The organism is Streptomyces pallidus (ex Mingjun et al. 2026), from assembly GCF_051550185.1.
GTDB lineage: Bacteria > Actinomycetota > Actinomycetes > Streptomycetales > Streptomycetaceae > Streptomyces.
In genome coordinates this window covers 1627948-1647262 of the sequence record NZ_CP196181.1, presented here as the reverse complement: position 1 = coordinate 1647262, position 19315 = coordinate 1627948, and the positions used below count along the sequence as shown (strand labels likewise).

General features: G+C 77.9%; 10 protein-coding genes. All 10 read left to right on the top strand.

Annotated elements, in window-relative coordinates; all coding sequences use genetic code 11:
* Positions 1–88 precede the first annotated feature (88 nt).
* The 10 genes from ACSHWO_RS07055 (at position 89) to ACSHWO_RS07010 (ending at position 19296) form a co-directional block, all read left to right on the top strand.
* Positions 89–607 (top strand): GPW/gp25 family protein, encoded by a 519-nt coding sequence (locus tag ACSHWO_RS07055; protein ID WP_404235266.1) that lies wholly within the window; start codon positions 89–91, stop codon positions 605–607.
* A gap of 19 nt (positions 608–626) precedes the next feature.
* On the top strand, positions 627–2807 hold the full coding sequence (locus ACSHWO_RS07050; RefSeq protein ID WP_438310473.1) for a putative baseplate assembly protein: 2181 nt from the start codon (positions 627–629) through the stop codon (positions 2805–2807).
* The gene (locus ACSHWO_RS07045; protein ID WP_438310472.1) at positions 2807–5101 is read left to right on the top strand and encodes a phage tail protein; all 2295 of its coding nucleotides are present in this window, start codon (positions 2807–2809) and stop codon (positions 5099–5101) included. The genes ACSHWO_RS07050 and ACSHWO_RS07045 overlap by 1 nt, the downstream gene beginning before the upstream one ends.
* 724 nt (positions 5102–5825) lie before the next feature.
* A complete protein-coding gene (locus tag ACSHWO_RS07040) occupies positions 5826–7841 on the top strand; it encodes a hypothetical protein (protein WP_438310471.1) in 2016 nt (671 codons plus the stop codon).
* Complete coding sequence (locus ACSHWO_RS07035) at positions 7834–9945, top strand: ATP-binding protein (RefSeq protein ID WP_438310470.1); 2112 nt, start codon at positions 7834–7836, stop codon at positions 9943–9945. The genes ACSHWO_RS07040 and ACSHWO_RS07035 overlap by 8 nt, the downstream gene beginning before the upstream one ends.
* Positions 9942–11411, top strand: a complete 1470-nt coding sequence (locus ACSHWO_RS07030; protein WP_438310469.1) for a hypothetical protein — start codon at positions 9942–9944, stop codon at positions 11409–11411. The genes ACSHWO_RS07035 and ACSHWO_RS07030 overlap by 4 nt, the downstream gene beginning before the upstream one ends.
* Positions 11408–12922 carry a hypothetical protein gene (locus ACSHWO_RS07025; RefSeq protein WP_438310468.1) on the top strand — a complete coding sequence of 505 codons (1515 nt, stop codon included), beginning with the start codon at positions 11408–11410 and terminating at the stop codon, positions 12920–12922. Before ACSHWO_RS07030 ends, ACSHWO_RS07025 begins: the two co-directional genes overlap by 4 nt.
* A 71-nt stretch (positions 12923–12993) precedes the next feature.
* Positions 12994–13788 (top strand): AfsR/SARP family transcriptional regulator, encoded by a 795-nt coding sequence (locus ACSHWO_RS07020; RefSeq protein WP_438310467.1) that lies wholly within the window; start codon positions 12994–12996, stop codon positions 13786–13788.
* Positions 13789–13808: 20 nt separating this feature from the next.
* A complete protein-coding gene (locus ACSHWO_RS07015) occupies positions 13809–17156 on the top strand; it encodes a DUF3376 domain-containing protein (RefSeq protein WP_438310466.1) in 3348 nt (1115 codons plus the stop codon).
* Positions 17157–17211: 55 nt separating this feature from the next.
* Complete coding sequence (locus tag ACSHWO_RS07010; protein ID WP_404235251.1) at positions 17212–19296, top strand: SpoIIE family protein phosphatase; 2085 nt, start codon at positions 17212–17214, stop codon at positions 19294–19296.
* The last annotated feature ends 19 nt before the right edge of the window (positions 19297–19315 follow it).

Here is a 19315-nt window from a genome sequence, read left to right as displayed (position 1 = left end):
GTGGGTGGCTGATGGCCCGTGGCCACTGCTCGGGGCCCGTCGCGCCGGGGGAGACGGCGCGGTGACGCCCGCCGCGCAGCATGGAGCCATGGCAGCATCTGACGCCCTGACATCCGCCCCCGCCGGCGGCCCGCTCCCCGCGGCCGCGGCCCTGCCCGCGGGCGAGGCCTGGTCCGGGACCGGGATCCGGTTCCCGCTGCGGCCGCAGGACGGCTACGGCAACGGCGGCAACGGCGGCCCGGCCGGCGGAGCCGAGGGGACCGGCGCGGGCGGCGGTGCCGGCCGGCTCGGCTGGGTGGCGGGCAGCGCCGCGATCCGCCAGTCCGTGGAGACCATCCTCGACACCGAGCCCGGCGAACGCGTCATGCGCCCCACCTTCGGCTGCGGCCTGCGCCGCCACCTCATGGCCCCCAACACCCCCGCCACCCGCGCCGCGATCGCCGCCGAGATCGGCGAGGCCCTCGCCGCCTGGGAGCCCCGTGTCCAGGTCACCGAGGTCTCCGTGACCCCGGGGGAAGAGCCGACCCTGGTGTGGATCGACATCGCCTACGTACGGCTGCTCGACCTGCGCCCGGACAACCTCGTCTACCCCTTCTACCTGCGATAGAGGGCCGGGTGACGACTCCATGCCGCTGATCGGCCCCATCCTCGACGACCGCACCTTCGAACAGCTCCGCGACGAGCTGGTCAAACGGATCCCCGTCTACGCCCCCGAGTGGACCGACCACAACGCCGGCGACCCCGGCATCGCCCTCCTCGAACTCTTCGCCCACCTCGGCGAGTCCCTGCTCTTCCGCTTCAACCAGATCCCCGACGCCACCAAGGTCGCCTTCCTCCGGCTGCTCGGGGTACGCCCCCGCCCCGCGCTCACCGCCCGCACCCTCCTCACCCTGCGCACCGAGCGCTCCGAAGGGGTCCAGGTACTGCGCGGCACCGAGGCCCGGGCCGGCGCCGTCCCCTTCGAAACCGACGACGAGACCGTCGCCTGGCCCCTGGACACCCTCGCCGCCGGCAAGACCCCCGTCGCCCCCGCCCCGCCCGGCAGCGGGGAGGGCCGCCGCCGGGACAACGCCGTCGAGGCCCTCCCGCAGGCCGAACGCGACCGCGTCGCCGCCGGCGCGCCCGTCACCTTCTACACCACCACCCGCGTCCCCGCCGATCCCCTCGACCCGGACCGGCCGCCCCTCGACGTCAGCACCACCCTCGACCAGAGCCTGTGGATCGCCCTCCTCGCCCGCCCCACCACCGACCCCGCCCGGATGCGCGGCCAGACCCTCTTCCTCGGCGTCGTCCCCGACGAGGAGGTCCGCCGCCCCTACGACCTGGTGGCCCGCGATCCCCGCGACCCCACCCGGCTGCGCGCCGGAGACCTGCTCAGCGCCCCGCCCGGCTTCCTGTGGGAGCTGTGGAACGGGCCCGGGGCCCGCACCCCCTTCACCCCCCTCGCCGTGCTCGGCGACACCACCCGCGGCCTCACCACCGCCGGCGTGGTCGGCGTCGCCCTGCCCACCGCCTTCCCCGCCCACCCGCAGGGCCCGCCCCCCGGCACCGGCGGCCTGGACAGCCCGCCGCCGCTGGACGACGGGCCGACCGCCGCCCGCGTCCTCGGCTGGCTGCGCGTCCGCCGCCCCGCCGGGGAGAACGACGCCATCCACCGCATCCGCTGGGTCGGCGTCAACGCCGTCGGCGCCGTCCAGGCCCGCACCGCCGCACCCGAACTCCTCGGCACCGGCACCGCCGAACCGGGGCAGGTCCACCGTCTCACCCAGCGCCCCGTCCTGCCCGGCACCGTCCGCCTGGAGGTCGAGGAACCCGACGGCTGGCAACCCTGGACCGAGGTCGAGGACTTCGCCGCCAGCGGCCCCCTCGACCGGCACTACACCCTCGACCCCGACGCCGGGCTCGTCCGCTTCGGCACCCGGGGCCGGCTGCCCCGGATCGGCGAACGCATCCGCGTCCTCGGCTACCGGTACGGCGGCGGCGCCGCCGGCAACGTCCCGGCCGGCGCCGTCACCGCCCTCACCGGGGTGTCCGGCGTCCGGGCCGGCAACCCGCTCCCCGCCACCGGCGGCGCCGACCCCGCCTCCCTCGCCGACGCCCTCGAAGCCCTGCCCGCCGAGGTGCACCGCCGCGACCGCGCCGTCACCGCCGACGACCACCGCGCCCTCGCCCTCCAGGTCCCCGGCGTGCGCCGCGCCGAGACCCTGCCCCTGCTCCACCCCGACACCCCCGGCCGGCCCGCCGCCGGCGTCGTCAGCGTGCTCGTCTTCCCCACCGAGGACCTGCGCGACCCCGGCGCCCCGCTGCCCGACCTCGCGCTGCTGCGGCAGGTCGCCGCGTACCTCAACCCCAGGCGCCTCGTCACCGCCGAGCTGTACGTCATCCCGCCCACCTACGTGGACATCGCCGTCTCCGTCGGGATCCGGACCCGGGAGGGCTACCAGCCCGACGCCGTGCGCCGCTGGACCGAGCTGATCCTGCGCCAGTACCTCGCCCCGCTCCCGCCGTACGGGCCCGACGGTGCGGGCTGGCCGCTCGGCCGGGCCGTGCGGCGGGCCGAGCTGGAGGCCGTCGCCGTCCAGGTGGAGGGGCTGGAGTACCTCGAGGGCGAACTCGCCCTCGCCCGGCGCGGCCCGGCCGGCTGGAGCCCGCTGCCGCTCGTGCCGCTGAACCAGTGGGAGGTGCCGCGGCTCGCCGAGATCACCGTGGTCACCGGCAGCCCGCTGCCCGTCGGCGCCGGCTACGGCAGCCCGCCGGTGCCGCCCGGAGACCCCGTCGTCGTACCGCTCCCCCCGGAGGTGTGCTGATGCACGGCGACCGCACCACCGCCCTGATCGCCGACCCGGACCAATGGGTCCGCTGCCGCCACGAGTCCACCGCCCTCCTCGACGGCGGCGGCGTCCAACTCGCCTGGGAACCGGAGCCCGACGCCGGAGCCGAGGCGGGGACGGGGGCCGGGACCGGAGCCGCCGAGACCGGGCCCACGGCGACCGGGCCCACGGCGACCGGGGCCACCGCGGACGGGGCCACCGCGGACGGGACCGCATCCGGTTCCGCGACCGGGCCCGGTCCGGGAGACCCCGGGTACGGTCCTGCGGGGCTCGCCTTCGACCGATGGGGGCGCGCCTACCGCTCCCACCCGCGCGCCGGACGCGTCGACGTCCTCCCGCGCGGCGCCACCGCCGCCCCCGCGACTGGCCCCGCCCCCCACCGGACCGGGACCCTGTGCGTCCCCCGCGGCCTCGCCGTCGACGCCGGCCAGCGGCTCCACATCGCCGAATCCGGCGCCGCCGCCGTCCACGTCGTCGACCTGTGGGGCGAACGGCTCCTGCGCCGCGTCCCCGTCCGCACCCCCGCCCACCCGCACCGCCGACCCCTCGACGTCACCGCCCACTGCGGCGCCGTCGCCGTCCTCGTCACCCGACCCGCCGGAATCGTCCTCCTCCAGGGCCGCCGCGGCCCCCTGCGCGGCCCCGCCCTGCACCGCCCGCCCGGCGCCGACGGCCTGCACCCCACCCGGATCGCCGACCACTCCGGCCACCTGTACGTCCTGTGGACCGGCCCCGCGGGCCCGGCCGGCGGCGGCCCCGCCGTCATCGCCCGCGCCGACGGCACCCGCCCCCTCGCCGTCGACGGCGCCACCGACCTCGACCTCACCCCCGACGGCACCCTCGTCGTCGCCCGCACCCCCGGCCGGCCCTTCCGCCGCTTCCGACCCGACGGCACCACTGCCTGGGCCGAACTCGAACCGCTGCGCGCCCCCGACTACGACGGCGGCGCCCTGACCGTCGACCCCGAGGGCCGCACCGCGTTCACCACCGTCGCCGGCATCGCCCGTACCGCCGGACCCGCCGCCCGCTACACCCCCACCGGCACCGTGATCTGCTACCGCCTCGACGCGGGCGAGTACCGCACCCGCTGGGGCCGCCTCTTCCTCGACGCCTGCATCCCGCCCGGCACCGACGTCCGCGTCAGCTTCCTCACCGACGACGAGGACACCGTCCCCGACCCCCTGCCCTGGCAACCCCCCGTCCGCGGACCGCGCGCCGTCCACCGCCCCGACCTCACCCCGCCGCTGCCGTCCCGCGCCGGACACGCCGCCCGCCTCCCCGCCCCCGCGCCCCTGTTCCGGCGGCCCACCGGCCGCGAACTGCCCTGGACGCAGATCGACCCCGACGACGCCTACGAGACGTACGAGGCCCCCGTCCAGGCCCCGCCCGGCCGCTACCTGTGGATCGTGCTCCGGCTCACCGGCACCCTCCGCCTCACCCCCCGCGTCCGCGCCCTGCGCGTCGAACGGCCCGGACACCGGCTCTCCGCGACCCTGCCCCGGGCCTGGAGCCGGGACGAGGCCGACGCCGCCTTCCTGCACCGCTTCCTCGCCCCCGCCGAGGGACTCCTGCACGAGACGGACTCCCGCGCCGCCCTGCGCACCCTGCTCATCGACCCCCGGACCACCCCCCAGGAAGCCCTCGGCTGGCTGGCCGGACTGCTCGGCCTCGCCCTGGACCGGCGCTGGCCCGTCGCCGCCCGCCGCGAACTGATCGCTCAGGCGTACGATCTCTTCCGTATCCGCGGCACCGCCGCCTGCCTGGAACGCATCCTGCGCCTCTACCTGCCCGTCCCCGTCAGCGTCGTGGAGCACTGGCGGCTCCGCGGACTCGCCGGCACCGTCCTCGGCACCGCCCCCGGCGGGCCGCCGGCCCCCGCCGTCGGGGGCGCGGCCGCCGCCTCCGGGGCGCTGGGCCGGTTCACCGTCGGCGGCACCCGGCCCGGCGAGGACGGCTACACCGCCACCGCGCACCGCTTCAGCGTCCTCATCCCCGCGGCGCCGACCCCCGCCCAACTGGAGGTCGTACGCGGCATCGTGGAATCCCACAAGCCGGCCCACACCCGCGTCGACATCTGCCCCCTCGGCACCGGCATGCGCCTGGGCCGCACCCTGCACCTCGGCCTCACCTCGGTCGTCGGCCCCGGCGCGGCCTGGGCCCCGGCGGTAGCCGGCCACCTCACCCTCGGAGCGAACGCCGTCGTCGGCGTCCCGGCCCAGGGCTCCCGCATCGGCGAAACCACCATCCCGGGGGCGGTGCGCGTCGGATGACCCCGAACCCCTCGGCCCCCGGCCGCCGCCGCACGGCAGGTCGGGCACAACGGCCCGACCACCGCCCGGACGCCGCGGACGCCGGCGGTGGGCCCGCCGCAGCCCGCACGGGCGTGCTCCGCACCCCGCACGATCCGGCCGAGCCGCGGGAGCGGGCGGCCCGTGCGCCACTGCCCGGCGACGGCCGCGACTCCGCCGGCCGGGCCGCACCGCACCGGCAGGCGGCCGTCCCGGCGCCGCCGAGCCGTGCGCACGGGCGCGGCGGACGGGACGGGGCACCCGGTACGGGCGCGCCCCGTACCTCGCCGGTACCGGACGGCACCGGCACGCGCCGCACGGACCGGCGGAACGGACCGCACCCCGGGAGCGGGCCGCGGTGCAGGGCCGTACCCGGCGTGCTCGTGCCGGGCGACGCCCGTGGCGCGGCTGCGGCGGGCCGGGGGCCGGCGGCGCGCGGTGCGCCGAGCACCCCTGGGCGCGGCGGCGGGCCGCTCACCCCGTCCGGGGCGCGCGTGACTCCCGCCCCGCACACCCCTGCCTGCCCGCACGCGCCCGCCCCGGCCGGGGCTCCGCGGGCGGCGGCCACCCGGCCTGTGCGCCGGACGGCCGCGGTCGTGCGGCCGGGCGGGGATCCGGGTCCGGTGGGGTCGCGGTCCAGGGGTCCGGCGGGCGCGGTGGTCCGGTCGGGTGGGGGAGCTGCGTGCGCCGGAGCGGGGTGGGTGCGGTGAGCGAAGGGCGGCTGGAAGGTGCGGCGGGGCCGGCGCTGGTCGTCGGGCGGTTGTCCGCCACGCTGCGGTACGGCCCCGGAGAGGCGCCGCCCGCAGCGGACCGGCTGCGCGGGCCACTGCGGCACGCCGTCGACGGCCACCTCGCGGCGGCCCTGCGCGCCCTCGCGCTGCCCCCCGGGCGGTGGTGCCTGGCCCGGCTCGACCTGACCCTGCCCCTCGACCTGGACCGCCCCGACCCGGCGCTCGCCCGCGACTGGTCCCGGGCCGTCGCCGCCGCGATCGAGCGGACCGTGCGGGAGGACCGCGGCGCCGCCGTGCACTACCGCAGCGACTCCGATCTGCTCGCCGACGCCGTCACCGGCATCGCCACCCGGCGCCTCGAACGGCTCTGGGCCTGGCGCCAGACCGGCCTCGTACACCCCGACGACCCTGCGCCCGGGGCGGCCCCGGGCGGAGCCGTGCTCGCCGTGCTGGAACGCCACCCGCGACAGGCCGCCGCGACCGTGCTCCGCGCCGCCGAACGCTGCGGGGTGGCGCCACTGGACCGGGCCCTGGGGCGTCGCGGCTGGCAGCGGCTGGCCGCACTCGCGACCGACAACGTCCCCTCCCCGCCCGGCGGCCCCGCCCCCGACCCGGCCACCCGAGCGCTGGCCCGGACCCTGTGGGGCGGATCCCGGTTCGCCGCCCTCGTACGGGCAGCCCGGCTGCGCCCGGCCGAACCGACCGCAGCCGCCTGGGCCGTGCTCGTCCTCGCCGAGACCGATCCCGCGGCACTGCACCGGCCGGGGGCGCGCCCGGGACTGCACCGCCTGTTCGCCGAGGCGTTGGGCGCGCCCGACGGCTTGCCGACCGGGTTCGACGCCGAACCCCGGCCGCCGGCGGCGGCGTCGGGGCCCGAGTCGGAGCGGGAGGCTCCCACCCGCCCGTCGCCCGCCGAGCCGGCGGGCCGCGAGGCGCTTCCCCCGGCCCCGTACGGGGAGGCGGGAGACGCCCCGCGGCCCGAAGCCCCCGACGTGGTCGGGCCCGGCCTCCGCTCACCGGCGCCGGACACCTCCGCCGAGCGGGCACCCGTACGCGCTTCCGGGCCAGTGGACCTCCAGGGGGCGCAGACGCGCCGTGAACCCGCCCCCGGGCCGGCAGCGGAGCCGTCGCCGTCGGCGGAGGGCGGCCTGCCGACCGACTGGGCCGGGCTGCCGTTCCTGTTGGCCACGGCGGCCGAGGCCGGCCTGCCGGACCGGGTCCTGGACGATCCCGCCCTCGCCGCACGGCCGTTGTGCTGGGTGCTGCACGCCGTCGCGCGCGCCCTCGTACCCGCCGCGCCCGTGGACGATCCGGCCGCCCTCGCCCTCGCCGGCCTCGACCGGGCCCGGGCCGCCCGCGTCCTGGCCGCCGACCCGCCCACACCGGCCGAGCGGGCCCGGATCGACGCCCTCGCCGCCGCCTGGGCCCGCTCCACCGCCACCCGCCTGACCGCAACGGCCGAGCGGCCCACCCCCGTTGCAGCTGCCGCCCCCGCCCCCGCCACCCCCGCCGAGCCGCCCGTACCGCTGCACGATGCGAGCACCCCGTCGGCTTCGGCGCTCGGCTTGCCGGCGTCCCCGCCGGCCGCGGATCCGGCCGCCACGGGACCGACGCCCGACGCGGTGGCGCCGGCGCCCTTGCCCGATCCGGTGGCTTCGGGCGTGGCCGAGCCGTCCGTGCCGCCTGCGGCGTCGGGCGCGGCCGGGAGTGCGTGGGCCTCCGTTCCCGCGGTCGGCCCGGGCGGTGCGGGCAGGGCGCTCGTGTCGGGCGTGGCGGGCGGGCAGGCGGAGCCCGTGGTGGTCGGCGCGGACGCGCTCGGCGTGGTCGGCTTCGTGGCGCGGCGGCGGGGGCGGGTGGTGGCCGAGGCCGGGTGGATCGAGGTGGTCCTGGCCGCCGGGGACGCGGATCCGCGGCTGCGGCGGGCCGGGCTGGACCTCGACCCGGGCTGGGTCGGCTGGCTCGGGGCCGTGGTGAGGTACCGCTATGTCTGACCGGACCAGCCGGGACCTGTCGGTCCGGGCCGCCGCCGTCGCCGTGCGCGTCGCCGAGCTGCTGGAGGCCACGTGCAGCGAGGAGGCCGGTGCCGAGCCCGCCGCCTTCCTGCGCGACTGGGCCGCGGCGGCCGAGCGCCGCGCCCCCGGCCCGGCCGCCCCCGGCCACGGTTCCGCCCCCGGCCAGGGCTCCGGATCCGCCCCCGGTCGGACGCCGTTCGAGCGGCTCGTGCGCTGGTACGGGCTCGGTGCCCTGGAGGCCGAGCTCGTGCTGTTCGCGGGGCTCCCCGAGGAGCACGAGGGCCTCGCCCGTACCTTCCGCACCATGCACCCGGCCGGCGCCCCGCACCCCAGCGTCGGCCTCGCCGGGCTGCTCATCGACTGCGCCGCCCGCACCACCACCGGCGCCGCTGCCCCCGACCGGGTCGCCCTGCGGCGGCTGCTCCACCAGGGACCCGCCGTGCGTGCCGGGATGCTCGCGCTGACCGGTGACGGCCCCTTCCACGAGCGTTCCCTGACCCTCGCCGACCAGCTGTGGGAGGCCCTGCACGGCCACCCCGCCCGGCCCGCCGCGCTGGAGCCGGCCGACGCCGGCGCGCCCGTGCCCGGGCTGGACGGCTGGCTCGCGCTGCCCGAGAGCGTCCGGGCGGTCGCCGCGCTCCGCTCCCGCGCGCCCCGTACCCTCCTCGTCAGCGCCCGCGACGAGACCGTCGCCCTCAGCCGCTGCGCCGCCCTGGCCGACGCCGCCGGGCTCGGGGTGTTCGCCGCCCGCGCCCGCCCCGAGGACCCGGCGGCCCTGGGCCTGTTGGGGTTGCACGCCGCCGTCCGGGGGGCCGTGCCGCTGCTGGTGGTCGCCGCTCCGCCGGCCGGAGCGGGCCCGGTCACCCCCGCCGTGGACCGCATCCCGGGCCCGCTGCTGGTGTGCGCCGCGCCCGGCGCCGTACGCCCCGGCCCGCAGCGGCCCGTGCTCACCGTGCCCGTCGGCCCGGTCGGGGTCGCGGACCGGCGCCGGGCCTGGCGGGCGGCGCTGCCCGAAGCCGCCGCCCGGGCACCCGAGCTGGCGGCCCGTCACCCCCTGGACCCGGCGCTCACCGCCCAGGTCGCCCTCGACGTCCGCAGCCGCGCCGCCCTCGCCGGGCCCGACGGGGACGGCGGCGACGGCGGCCGGCCGGACGTGTCCGGGGCCATCCGGGCCCGGGCCGGGGCCCTGCTGCCCCCGGGCGTCGACCTGGTCGGCCCGCGGGCCCCCTGGTCCCGGCTCGTGCTGTCCGCGGAGGCCGACGGCCAACTGCGGGACGCCGTCGCCCGGCTGCGCCACCAGGCGCTGGTCCTCGACGACTGGCGGCTGCGGGAGGCCGCCCGGGCCGCGCGCGGCGTACGGCTCCTGCTGACCGGCCCACCCGGCACCGGCAAGTCGCTGGCCGCCGAGGTGCTGGCCACCGAGGCCGGCCGGGACCTGCTGGTCGTCGACGGATCCGAGCTGGTGTCCAAGTACATCGGCGAGACGGAGAAGAACCTCGCCGCCTGCTTCGAGGCGGCCGAGCGCACCCAGGCGGTGTTCCTGCTGGACGAGGCCGACGCCCTGTTCGGGACCCGCACCGAGATCTCCGAGGCCAACGACCGGTTCGCGAACATGGAGACCGCGTACCTGCTCCAGCGGCTCGACCGGTTCGACGGCCTGGCCGTCCTGACGACCAACCTGCGGCAGAACATCGACGCGGCCTTCATCCGCCGCATGGACTTCGTCGTGGAGTTCCCGCTGCCCGACGAGGCGGGCCGGCACCGCATGTGGGACCTGCACCTGCCGCCCGCCCTCCGGCACCCCGACGTCGACCTGGCCGCCCTCGCGCTGTGCTACCCGGTGCCGGGCGGCTGGATCCGCAACGCCGCGATCGGGGCGGCGTTCCGGGCGGCCGACGAGGCCGGGCAGGTCCGGCAGGCCCACCTGGCCGACGCGATGCGGCGCGAGTACGGCAAGGCCGGCCGGCCCTTCCCCGGGGACCCGGTCACCCCGGGCGGCCCCGGCGCGGACCGCCGGGCCGCGCAGGCACTGGCCGCGGCAGACGCGGCGAGCGACAGGCTCACCCGGAAGGAGAACCCATGACGGCCCTCGGCACCGGCGGCGCCCCGTGCGGCTGCGGCTGCAGCGGAGGCGGCGCGTCCGCCCCGGACCTGCCCACCGGACCCTCGCCCGGAAACGCCCCCTGCGGAACCGGCCCCTGCGGAACCGCCCCCTGCGGCGGGGAGGAGCTGCCCGCCAACCCCTTCCTGGCCCTGCGGGTGGCCTTCGGCATGCTCCTCGGCGAGGACGACTTCCGCGTCCTGATGGGCAATCCGCGCGGCAAGCTCATGCTCCACCACGCCTGGCTGCACGGCCCGGGCGTGATCTGGGGCCTGGGAGTCGCCCGGGACGGCGACGAACTGGCCGTCCTGCCCGGGCTGGCCGTCGACGGCCTGGGCCGCGAACTCAACCTGGAGGCGCGCTGGTGCCTCTCCCTCGGCCGGTGGGCGGCGGACTGGGCCGAGCAGCACCCGGAGCCCCCCACCCGCCCCGCCGAGGACCAAGAGCCCTGCCCGCCGTGCCGCCGCACGGCCGAGGCCTGGGTCGTCGCCGAGTTCGCCTCCTGCCCCGACCGCCCGGTGCCGGCGCTGGCCGATCCCTGCGACGTGACGCGCCGTCACGACGACTTCTCCCGGACCGTCGAGACGGCCGCGGTCACCGTCCGCGTCCTCCCTCCCGAGCCCTGGCGCCCCTACCACCGCGTACGGGTCCTGCTCGGCCTGGAGGAGGCCGGTGAGGGGGACGCCGCCGGCCGGGAGGCGCTCCGCGAGGCGGCCGAGGTCGCCCGGGTCCCCGCGCACCAGCGGGCCCCGGCGCTGCTCGCCGCCTTCCGCCGGCTCGCCGCCGCGGACGCCACCGAGCTGGTACCGCAGTGCGAGGAGGGCGACGCCTGCCCGCCCCGGGCTCCCGTGACCGAGGAGCGGGCGGCGGTCGTCCTGGCCCGCCTCACCGTCGAGTTCACCGAGTACGACGGCTGCGTACGCGTCGAGGAGGTGCGCGTCGACCCGTCCGTGCGCACCGCCGTCCTGCCCACCACCACCCTCCAGGAGCTGACCTGCGGCCTCGCCCCCGGGCTGGTCGGCGCCCTCCCCGAGGCGGACGCCGGCGGCCCCCGCCTGCTCCGCGACTCCGTCTCCTGGAGCCGGGAGCACACCGTGCTCACCTTCGACGTCACCGCACCCCTCGCCCCCGGCTGCGCCGAACCGGGAGGCGTCGAGGTCACCTCCCTCTCCGACGGCGGCCGCGGCTGGGCCACCGACGAGGTCGCCGGGATCCGGATCTCCGCGGACGGCCTGCGCGTACGGGTCGACCTCGACCAGCGGCCCGCGTACGAGACCGTCCGCATCCGCATCCGCGGCACCGGCCCCACACCGCTGTACGGCGACGCCCCCCGCGCCCCCTTCGCCGGCCCGGCCGGCGGCCCGCCGGGCACCCTCGACGAGGGCCACGACGCCGTCGTCACCGTCCGCCTGCCGCGCGGGGCGGCCCCCGAAAGGACCGAGGAATGACGATCACCGAAGGGACCGCCGACGGCGGCATCGACCGGCTCAACGCCTTCGACGGCCTGTTCCTGCGGGCCGAACACCTCAACCTCATCCAGGACTACGCCCGGGGGCTCGCCCTCGCCGTCGGCGCCGCCGCCGGCCCCGGCGTCGTCGAGGGCTACGAGGTCAGCGTCCAGGACGGCACGCTGCGGGTCGGCGCCGGCCTCGCCGTCAACGCCGAGGGGCGGCCGCTGCGTTCCGAGCGGCTGGTGACGATCCCGCTCACCGGCCTCACGCCCGGGCTCGACGGGTTCTGGTGGGTCGAGGTCGCCCCCGCCACCCGGGACCACGGCGACGCCCCCGTCCAGGGCAGCTACTGCGACGACCCGTGCTCCGGGACGGGCACGACCCGCCACCCGTACACCGCCGAGGGGGTGCGGATCCGGCTGGTGGAGGACCGCGAGCGCGGCCTCGACGGACAACTCCCCGCCTCCCGGCGCAACTTCCTCGCTTCACGCGTCTTCGGGGCCGAGCGCGCGGCGCACTCCGCCTGGCCGTACGGCAGCGCCGCCACCCTGCCGGGCGCCTGGGGGCCGCCGGCCGTCGCCCCCGGCCGGCCGACGGCCGTCCGCCTCGCGGTGCTGCTGCGCGTCCCCGGCACCGCCGACGGCTTCGAGGCCGACGTGTGGACCGCCCGCCGGGACCGCGGTGCGGCCCCGCCGTACCGGTACTGGCAGTCGCGGCTCGGGATGCGGCCCTGGGACGTCTACACGGCCCAGATCCTGCAGTTCCAGAGCCAGCTGGCACAGGTTCTGGGGGCCCGCGCGGCGGCCCGGGCGGCTGCCGGTGAGACGCCGGGGCCGGGGCCCGCGGCCGCCGGGCCCGGGTTGGGGCCGCTGCTGGAGCAGCTCGCCCTCCTCGGCGACCAGCAGTTCCTCAGGACCCACACCAAGGACCAGCTCGGCCGCGAGGTGGCCCGGATCGTCGCGGACCTCGGCGCGCACGGCGGCCCCGCCGCGGCCTCGGCGGGCGCGGTGATCGCGGCGGAGGCCGAAGGCCCCTACTCGCTGGAGCAGTTGGGCATCGCCGAACTGCCGCCCGCCGGATACCTTCCGGTCCGCGCCGACGACGAACCCGAGGACGGCGACGGGGACGCAGACGGCGACGGGGATGGAGGCGGGGATGGAGGCGGAGGCGGGGACGTCGGGAACGGTGGCGGCGGCGTGGACCGCAGCGTGCCGGGCCGGATCGAGACCCTCCTCGGTCCGCAGGCGTACCTGCGGTACTGCCGGTGCGGCCCGGCGGACATCGCCGAGGCCGTCGAGGAAGCCCGCAACCGCGACCGGATCAGGCTCGACACCCCCTCCTATCTCGACATCCTCGTCCCCGTGGACGACGAGGGGGAGCCGTCCGGCGACTGGGTCGCCTTCGTCCGCAGCCGCCGCCGCATCTGTTACAGCCCGGGGAGCTACGGCCCGGCGGCGCGACGGCGGGCCCCGCACGGCCGCGGGGCGGAGGCCAAGGGTGAACTGTAGCACTCGGTGACTGATCCGTGACGGTATGCGCATAGCATGGGCGGTCGGACTTCTCTGCGGGAGGACCGCCCATGAACCAACAGTTCCTCGAGTCGCCGTCCCGTACTCCCGGGGCGGGTGAGGCGCCGATGCTCCATCTCCTCGGCGGCCCGCGCGTGGTCCACCAGGGGAGATGGCTGGACGTCCCGGAAGGGGGGAAGCGACTGCTGGCGTTCGTCGCGCTCCACGGGGGCCGGGTAGAGCGCAGGCACGCCGCGGGCACGCTGTGGCCGTCCGGGGACGACCTGCGGGCGGCGGGGAACCTGCGGTCCGCGCTGTGGCGGCTCAAGGCCGCCGGCATCGACCTGCTCGACTCCGACAAGTGTTCGCTCTCCGTCCGCGAGCACACGGTGGTTGACCTGTACGTGTTGTACGGATGGGCCGCCAGGCTCATCAACGGCACCGCCACCGCCCAGGACCTCTCCGCGCTCAAATGGCGCACGGACGCCCTCGACCTGCTGCCGGGCTGGTACGACGACTGGGTGCTGCTCGAACGCGAACGGGTGCGCCAGCGGCTGCTGCACGCCCTGGAGGCGCTCAGCCGCGAACTGGGCCGCGTCGGACGGCACGCCGAGGCAGTGGAGTCCGCGCTGGTCGCGGTCAGTGCCGAACCACTGCGCGAGAGCGGCCAGCGGGCCCTCATACAGGCGCACTTGGCGGAGGGCAACCTGGTGGAGGCCATGCGGGCGTACGACTCCTACCGCGCCCTCGTCCGGCGCGAACTCGGCGTGGAACCGGGGCGCGAACTCTCGGCACTCATACGCGACTTCTGCCGCACCGCCACCCGCTCCCGCGAGGTCCTCGCCGCCCGGGTGCGGCACGCCTGATCCCGGGTCAAGCTGGGGGCATGAGCGACGACCCACTGGGCGGGCACAGCTCCGAGCTGCGGCTCGCCCTCGCGATGCGGGGCGGGGTCAGCCTCGCCGTGTGGATGGGCGGGGCGTGTTGCGAGACGGCGGCCCTGAGGGCGGCGGCTCCGGCGGCGACGCCGGAGCCGGAGGCCGCCCCGGAGCCGGGCACCCCGGAAGGCGGTACCCCGGCACCGGGTCACAGCCAGGGCCAGGGCGCGGGCGGGGGACCAGGCCAGGGCCAAGTTCCGGTCCGGGGCCCCGGGGAGGGCGTCTACCGCGGCCTGCTCCAGGCCTGCGGCTACGACCACGTCGACATCGACGTCCTCGTCGGCACCAGCGCCGGCGGTCTCAACGGCGTCCTGATGGCCTGCCACCTCGTCTACGGAATGCCCTTCGGCTCGGGCGTCCGCGACCTGTGGCTGCGCCTCGGCGACCTCGAAGGGCTGCTCCGCCGCTCGCTCCCGTTCCGCCTGCCGGCCTCGCTCCTGCGCGGCGACGAGGTCTTCTACCGGGAACTGCGGTCCTCCCTCGGCACCCTCGTCGACCAGGCCCCGCCGAACTGGAAGGCCCCCGCCTCGCTCCGGCTGATCCTCACCGCGACCCGGCTGCGTCCCCGCCGCGACTGGGTGCGCCCCACCCTCGGCCGACCGCTCCTGGTCGGCCGGTCCAACGCCTACTTCCGTTTCCGGCACCGCAACGCCCTGACGGACTTCCCCGACGACGCCACCGGCGCGGCCCGCGAGACCGCCCTGAACCGGCTGGCGTACGCCGCCCGCACCACCTCCTCCTTCCCCGGCGCCTTCGAACCGGGCCGGATGTACGTGGGCAACGGCGCCCAGCCGTTCACCGACCCGCTGCCCGTGGACATGCGGGGCGTCAGCAGCGAGTCCGGCTACCCGGACGAGAACCTGGGCGGCTGCATCGAACTCATGGACGGGGGGCTCCTGGACAACATCCCCGTCGCCTGGGCCGTCCGCGCCGTCGCCGCCGCCCCCACGGACCGCCCGGCCGAGCGGTGGCTGCTGTTCCTCCAGCCCGTCCCGCCGTTCCCGCCGCCGCCCGAGCGCGGCACCAGCCGCCGCGTCCCGCGGCTCGTCCGCACCGCCGCGGCCTCCCTGGCGGTGAAGGTCGGCACCGAGTCCCTCCGTGACGACGCCCTGGAGATGCAGGCCGCCGCGGCCGCGGCCCAGCAGCGGCAGAGCGCCGCCGGGGTCCTGCCGCCGGCCCTGGAGGAGCTCCAGGCCGCGGCCCTCGCCCGGCTCCCCGGGTACCGTGCCAAGGTCGGCCTGGCCGAGGCGGCCCGCCTGATCCGGCTGCTGGAGGACCCCGCCGAGATCACCGGCCCGGACGGGCTGCCACTGCCGGCCGGCCCCGGCCCGCTGGAGCCGCTGGACGCCACCGGCCAGGGTTCGGTGACCCTCTTCGGGCGGCTGCGCGCACGGGAGACCGCGGCCGGGCTGGTGCTGCCCGAGGGGTCCGGCGCGCTCCCCGAACCGGGCCACTCCCCCCTGGCCCTGGCCCGTACGGTGCGGCTGCTCATGGACTGGGTCCGGGCCCGGGAGACCGGCGGATCCCCGGTGGACCCCGCCCTCGCCGAGGACCTGCGGCGGCGGCTCTACGCGTTCCGGTTCGCCGTCGCCACGCTGATCGCCGCGCGGGACCGCCTGCTGCTCGCCGCCTACCGCGACGAGCTCGCCCTGGGCCTGGTCCCCGCCGACGCGGCCGCCCCCTACCAGGCCGCCACCCTCGGGCTCGGCGCCCTGATGCCGGTCCTCCCGCCGCCCGGGGCCGACCCGGGGCAATGGAACGCCTGGGCGGTCAACCTGGCCCAAGCGGTGACCGGCGGCCCCCCGCCCCCGCCCCCGGCACCGGTGGCGCGCGCAGCCGCCCCCGCACCGCTCGCGGACGTCTACAGCGGCCTGTGGGAGCGCCTCGCCGAGCTGGCCGGCGCGATCGGCGCGGCCCTGCCGGCCGGCACCGACGGCTACGAGGCCCTGGAGGAGGCCGTCGGCACCGGATTCCCGACCATGGCGGACGCCCTGGCCTTCGCCGAGGTGCTGCTCGGCCCGCTGCGCCCGGGCCCGCTGTCCGAGGGCACGGACCTCTCCTTCCACACCGTCTCCGCGGCCAACACCAGCTGGGCGACCGCCACCGTCCTGCACGGGGTGGACCCGGACTCGCCGAAGGACCTGGTCAAGGCCAAGCTCAGCGGCAACCAGCTCAGCAACTTCGCCGCCTTCCTCAGCGCCCGCTGGCGGATGAGCGACTGGACCTGGGGCCGCCTCGACGGTGCCGCCTCGCTCGTCTCCGTGGTCGCCACCGACGAGCGCCTGGAGGCGGCCTTCGGCGGCATCGAGGACCCCGCGGCCCTCGGGGAGAGCGTCGCCGAGGCGACCGGACTCGGTTCGGCGTTCATGGAGGCCTGGGCGGCCGACGTCGTGACCGCCCCCGACCTGCCGCCCTGGGACCGCGTACGGGGCGTCCTCACCCAGCTGCGCCAGCGCGAGGTCCTCGACGAGGAACTACCCCTCATCGCCGACCTGCACCGCACCGGCCCGCACGGCGGCAACCGCCCGCCGCCCTCCCCGCCCGCCCCGCCGCCCCTGGCACCCGGCGCCTTCGACGGCGCCCTCGGTGCCTTCCGCGAGATCGGCGCCGAGGGCGTCGGCCGACTGCTGAGGGCCCGCGACCCGCGCCGGGCCGCCCTGCGCGCCGGACTCATCGCCTGGCCGGCCCTCCAGCCCAGCGGAAGGGGCGGCGCCCGCCTGGTGCGGGGCGTGCTCAAGGCGCTGAACCCGCTCCTCTACCTGCCGCTGGTGTGCGCGGTCCTGGCGCCCTGGCACGCCCTGGCCGCCGCCGTGCTGATGTGGACCGGCATCGCCTTCAGCACCGGCCACTGGTCCTCCCTCCTCGGGCACGTCCCCGTCTGCCTGTACGCCATGGCCGCGCTGGCGGGCACCGCGGGACGGCTGGTCCGCCCGGCCTGGCCGCGGCGCATCACCGCCCTGGTCCTCGCGGCCGGCCCGCCGCTCGCCCTGTGGCTGCTGCGCGGGGACCATCCCCCGGACGTGGGCGCCGGCTGGCGCACGGTGATCGTCGGGGCCGCGTTCGCCCTCGCCGCGGGGGCCCTGCTGGAGGTCGGGGCGGACCGGTGGGAGCAACTGCTCCCCGCGGCCGCCGCGGCGGGCGTGCTGGCCGCGCTGGTCCAGTTCGGCCGGGGGCCGCTCGGCGGCTGGTGGGGCCTGGCGGTCCTGTACGCCGTCCTGTGCTGGGTGACGCTCGTCCTGCCGTGGCTCTACCCCCGACCGCGCCCGAGGGGCGAGGAGGCAGGGCCCTCCCCCTGACGCTCGGATAGGGTGAATCGGTAGGAATCGGACCCCCCGGGGTGAGGTCGGTGAGGTGGACGCTTACCAGTCGACGAGCGAGGTCCCGGAGCAGCCGGCCGCGGCTGTCGGGTACGCGGGTGTGCTCCGGGAACTGCTGCCGATCGCCCTGTGGCGGGAGGACGCCGACGGCCGCGTCGTCGAATGGTCGCTGGCCGCCCAGGACCTGCTCGGCCACCGCCCCGAGGACATCCTCGGCCGACCCGGCACCGACGTGCTCGTCCCCGAGGCCAACCACGAGCTCGCCGACGAGCTGACCCACCGGGTCCAGGCCGGCGAGACCGTCGTCGGCACCCTGCCCGTCCGCCACCGCGACGGCCACCGCGTCACCATGGAGATGTGGATCGTCCCCGCCGCCGACGCGCAGGGACGCACCGGGGCCATGCTGATCGCCGTGGAGACCTCCGCGGTGCTGCGGATGCGCGACTCCCTCGCCGCCCTCCAGAGCCTGTTCACCCAGTCGCCCATCGGCCTCGCCACCCTCGGCCCCGACCTGCGGTTCGTACGGGTCAACGACGCACTCGCCCGGATGAACGGCGTCAGCCCCGCCGGCCACCTCGGCAAACGGCTCACCGAGGTCGTGCCCGGCGTCAACGCCGACGCCCTCGAAGCGACCATGCGGCAGGTCCTCGAACGCGGCAGCGCCGTCGTCGACGTCCGCCGCACCGGCCGCACCCCCGCCGACCCCGACCACGACCACACCTGGTCCTGCTCGTACGCCCCGCTCCTCGACGGCTCCGGCCGCCCGCTCGGCGTGATCGCCTCCCTCATCGACATCACCGACAGCCAGCGCGCCCAGATCGAGGCCGAGCGGGCCCGGCGCCGCTTCGCCGTGCTCGCCGAGGCCGGAACCCGCATCGGCACCACCCTCGACCTGCGACAGACCGCCGAGGAGATCGCCCAGGTCCTGGTGCCGCAGCTCGCCGACTCCGCCGACGTACAGCTGCTGGAGGCCGTCCTCGCCCCCGACGACGCCGCGGGCTCCCACCGCGGCGTCCTGCGCCGCCTCGCGGCCGTCTTCCCCGATCCGGGCGCACCCACCGCGAAGCTGCTGCCCGGCCAGACCTTCAAGATCCCCGCCGGAACGGTGTACGAGCAGGTCATCGCCGCCGGCCGGCCCATGAACCTGTACCGGTCGGACATCCCCACCCTCATCCCGGACCCGCGCGCCGAGCCCCTGCGCGCCTACCTCGCCACCCTCGGCTCGGCCCGGCTCATCCCCCTGGTCGCCCGCGGCAGCGTGCTCGGCGCCGTCACCGTGACCCGGCTGGCCAGCCGCGAGCCCTTCGACGAGCAGGACTGCATCCTGATCGACGAGGTCGTCGCCCGGGCCGCCCTCAACATCGACAACGCCCGGATGTACACCAACCAGCGCCGCGCCGCCCTCACCCTGCAGCGCAGCCTCAGCAACAGCGCGCTGCCCCGGGTCACCGGCCTGGAGCTGACCGGCCGCTACCTGCCCGCCAGCGACCACGACGTCGGCGGCGACTGGTACGACGTCATCCAGCTGTCCGGCGGCCGTACGGGCCTGGTCATCGGGGACGTCATGGGACACGGCATCCACGCCGCGGCCGTCATGGGCCAGCTCCGCACCGCCGTGCGCACCCTGGCCCGGCACGGCGTGCCCCCGGCCCAGCTGCTGCGCTCCCTCGACGCCGTGGTCGCCGACCTCGGCGAGGACGAGATGGCCACCTGCGTGTACGCCGTCCACGACCCGGCATCGGGCGGCTGCACCATCGCCCGCGCCGGCCACCCCCCGCCCGCCGTGGCCGCCCCGGGCGGGCAGGTCACCTTCCTCGACGGCCCGCCCGGCACCCCCCTGGGCACCGGCGGCCGCGAGTTCCGCACCGAGGAGGTGGCCCTGCCGCCCGGCAGCCTCCTGGTGCTCTACACCGACGGGCTCATCGAGGCCCGCGACCGCGACCTCGACCAGGGCATGGCGCAGCTCGGCCGGGTGCTGCGCGACCCGGACGTCCCCCTGGACCGGCTGTGCGACGCGATCCTGACGCGCCTGCTGCCGACCGCCCCGCAGGACGACGTGGCCCTGCTGCTGGCCCGCACCGCCGCCGGCCGGTACCCGGAGCCGGGCCGGCCCGGGTAGCGCCCGCCGCCGACGGCGT

Excerpts from the sequence above, each read along its gene's own strand:
- ACSHWO_RS07050 (WP_438310473.1), top strand. The coding sequence starts at position 627 with ATGCCGCTGATCGGCCCCATCCTCGACGACCGCACCTTCGAACAGCTC.
- ACSHWO_RS07045 (WP_438310472.1), top strand. The coding sequence starts at position 2,807 with ATGCACGGCGACCGCACCACCGCCCTGATCGCCGACCCGGACCAATGG.
- ACSHWO_RS07055 (WP_404235266.1), top strand. The coding sequence starts at position 89 with ATGGCAGCATCTGACGCCCTGACATCCGCCCCCGCCGGCGGCCCGCTC.
- ACSHWO_RS07030 (WP_438310469.1), top strand. The coding sequence starts at position 9,942 with ATGACGGCCCTCGGCACCGGCGGCGCCCCGTGCGGCTGCGGCTGCAGC.
- ACSHWO_RS07035 (WP_438310470.1), top strand. The coding sequence starts at position 7,834 with ATGTCTGACCGGACCAGCCGGGACCTGTCGGTCCGGGCCGCCGCCGTC.
- ACSHWO_RS07015 (WP_438310466.1), top strand. The coding sequence starts at position 13,809 with ATGAGCGACGACCCACTGGGCGGGCACAGCTCCGAGCTGCGGCTCGCC.
- ACSHWO_RS07025 (WP_438310468.1), top strand. The coding sequence starts at position 11,408 with ATGACGATCACCGAAGGGACCGCCGACGGCGGCATCGACCGGCTCAAC.
- ACSHWO_RS07020 (WP_438310467.1), top strand. The coding sequence starts at position 12,994 with ATGAACCAACAGTTCCTCGAGTCGCCGTCCCGTACTCCCGGGGCGGGT.